Genomic DNA, 3131 nt, shown 5'->3' with positions numbered 1-3131 from the left:
CTTCACCTACATATCAGCGTGCCTTCTCCCGAAGTTACGGCACCATTTTGCCTAGTTCCTTCACCCGAGTTCTCTCAAGCGCCTTGGTATTCTCTACCTGACCACCTGTGTCGGTTTGGGGTACGATTTCGTGTTACCTGATGCTTAGAGGCTTTTCCTGGAAGCAGGGCATTTATCACTTCAGCACCGTAGTGCCTCGTCATCACGCCTCAGTGTTAAAGTGAACCGGATTTGCCTGGAACACACACCTACACGCTTAAACCGGGACAACCGTCGCCCGGCTGACATAGCCTTCTCCGTCCCCCCTTCGCAGTAACACCAAGTACAGGAATATTAACCTGTTTCCCATCGACTACGCCTTTCGGCCTCGCCTTAGGGGTCGACTCACCCTGCCCCGATTAACGTTGGACAGGAACCCTTGGTCTTCCGGCGAGCGGGCTTTTCACCCGCTTTATCGTTACTTATGTCAGCATTCGCACTTCTGATACCTCCAGCATGCCTCACAGCACACCTTCAACGGCTTACAGAACGCTCCCCTACCCAACAACACATAAGCGTCGCTGCCGCAGCTTCGGTGCATGGTTTAGCCCCGTTACATCTTCCGCGCAGGCCGACTCGACCAGTGAGCTATTACGCTTTCTTTAAATGATGGCTGCTTCTAAGCCAACATCCTGGCTGTCTGTGCCTTCCCACATCGTTTCCCACTTAACCATGACTTTGGGACCTTAGCTGGCGGTCTGGGTTGTTTCCCTCTTCACGACGGACGTTAGCACCCGCCGTGTGTCTCCCGTGATAACATTCTTCGGTATTCGTAGTTTGCATCGGGTTGGTAAGCCGGGATGGCCCCCTAGCCGAAACAGTGCTCTACCCCCGAAGATGAGTTCACGAGGCGCTACCTAAATAGCTTTCGGGGAGAACCAGCTATCTCCCGGTTTGATTGGCCTTTCACCCCCAGCCACAGGTCATCCGCTAATTTTTCAACATTAGTCGGTTCGGTCCTCCAGTTAGTGTTACCCAACCTTCAACCTGCCCATGGCTAGATCACCGGGTTTCGGGTCTATACCCTGCAACTTAACGCCCAGTTAAGACTCGGTTTCCCTGCGGCTCCCCTATACGGTTAACCTTGCTACAGAATATAAGTCGCTGACCCATTATACAAAAGGTACGCAGTCACACCCGAAGGTGCTCCCACTGCTTGTACGTACACGGTTTCAGGTTCTTTTTCACTCCCCTCGCCGGGGTTCTTTTCGCCTTTCCCTCACGGTACTGGTTCACTATCGGTCAGTCAGGAGTATTTAGCCTTGGAGGATGGTCCCCCCATATTCAGACAGGATACCACGTGTCCCGCCCTACTCTTCGAGTTCACAACCTGTGCATTTTCGTGTACGGGACTGTCACCCTGTACCGTGCGACTTTCCAGACGCTTCCACTAACACACAAGCTGATTCAGACTCCGGGCTGCTCCCCGTTCGCTCGCCGCTACTGGGGGAATCTCGGTTGATTTCTTTTCCTCGGGGTACTTAGATGTTTCAGTTCCCCCGGTTCGCCTCGTTAACCTATGTATTCAGTTAACGATAGTGTGACGAATCACACTGGGTTTCCCCATTCGGACATCGACGGGTCAAAGGTTCATATCACCTCGCCGTCGCTTTTCGCAGATTAGCACGTCCTTCATCGCCTCTGACTGCCAGGGCATCCACCGTGTACGCTTAGTCGCTTAACCTCACAACCCGAAGATGTTTCACTTCTGATTGCGAAAATTTGAGAGACTCGAACACACCTTAAAGATGTGTCGTTTCAATTTTCAGCTTGATCCAGATTTTTAAAGAGCAAATATCTCAAACATGACTCGCAAGTCAGTTTTGAGATATGACGGCAGGTGACTTTCACTCACGAACCAGCAAGTGGCGTCCCCTAGGGGATTCGAACCCCTGTTACCGCCGTGAAAGGGCGGTGTCCTGGGCCTCTAGACGAAGGGGACACTGAAGTCTCAATCGCAAGACGCCTTGCTTTTTACTTTTCATCAGACAATCTGTGTGAGCACTGCAAAGGCAGGTTCTTTAAGGTAAGGAGGTGATCCAACCGCAGGTTCCCCTACGGTTACCTTGTTACGACTTCACCCCAGTCATGAATCACAAAGTGGTAAGCGCCCTCCCGAAGGTTAAGCTACCTACTTCTTTTGCAACCCACTCCCATGGTGTGACGGGCGGTGTGTACAAGGCCCGGGAACGTATTCACCGTGGCATTCTGATCCACGATTACTAGCGATTCCGACTTCATGGAGTCGAGTTGCAGACTCCAATCCGGACTACGACGCACTTTATGAGGTCCGCTTGCTCTCGCGAGGTCGCTTCTCTTTGTATGCGCCATTGTAGCACGTGTGTAGCCCTACTCGTAAGGGCCATGATGACTTGACGTCATCCCCACCTTCCTCCAGTTTATCACTGGCAGTCTCCTTTGAGTTCCCGGCCTAACCGCTGGCAACAAAGGATAAGGGTTGCGCTCGTTGCGGGACTTAACCCAACATTTCACAACACGAGCTGACGACAGCCATGCAGCACCTGTCTCAGAGTTCCCGAAGGCACCAAAGCATCTCTGCTAAGTTCTCTGGATGTCAAGAGTAGGTAAGGTTCTTCGCGTTGCATCGAATTAAACCACATGCTCCACCGCTTGTGCGGGCCCCCGTCAATTCATTTGAGTTTTAACCTTGCGGCCGTACTCCCCAGGCGGTCGACTTAACGCGTTAGCTCCGGAAGCCACGCCTCAAGGGCACAACCTCCAAGTCGACATCGTTTACGGCGTGGACTACCAGGGTATCTAATCCTGTTTGCTCCCCACGCTTTCGCACCTGAGCGTCAGTCTTTGTCCAGGGGGCCGCCTTCGCCACCGGTATTCCTCCAGATCTCTACGCATTTCACCGCTACACCTGGAATTCTACCCCCCTCTACAAGACTCTAGCCTGCCAGTTTCGAATGCAGTTCCCAGGTTGAGCCCGGGGATTTCACATCCGACTTGACAGACCGCCTGCGTGCGCTTTACGCCCAGTAATTCCGATTAACGCTTGCACCCTCCGTATTACCGCGGCTGCTGGCACGGAGTTAGCCGGTGCTTCTTCTGCGGGTAACGTCAAT

At 52.9% G+C, this 3131-nt stretch carries 1 tRNA gene and 2 rRNA genes; all 3 read right to left on the bottom strand.

The window, feature by feature from the left end:
* Positions 1-1723: ribosomal RNA gene (locus IM314_RS21855) — 23S ribosomal RNA — on the bottom strand; the annotation flags it as partial.
* Positions 1724-1905: 182 nt separating this feature from the next.
* Positions 1906-1981, bottom strand: a tRNA-Glu gene (locus tag IM314_RS21850).
* Between the two features lie 85 nt (positions 1982-2066).
* Positions 2067-3131, bottom strand: a 16S ribosomal RNA gene (locus IM314_RS21845); the annotation flags it as partial.

Source organism: Enterobacter cloacae complex sp. P42RS (assembly GCF_014930595.1).
Lineage (GTDB): Bacteria > Pseudomonadota > Gammaproteobacteria > Enterobacterales > Enterobacteriaceae > Enterobacter > Enterobacter bugandensis.
The sequence above is the reverse complement of the archived record's forward strand: the minus strand, read 5'-3'. Positions and strand labels throughout refer to the sequence as shown.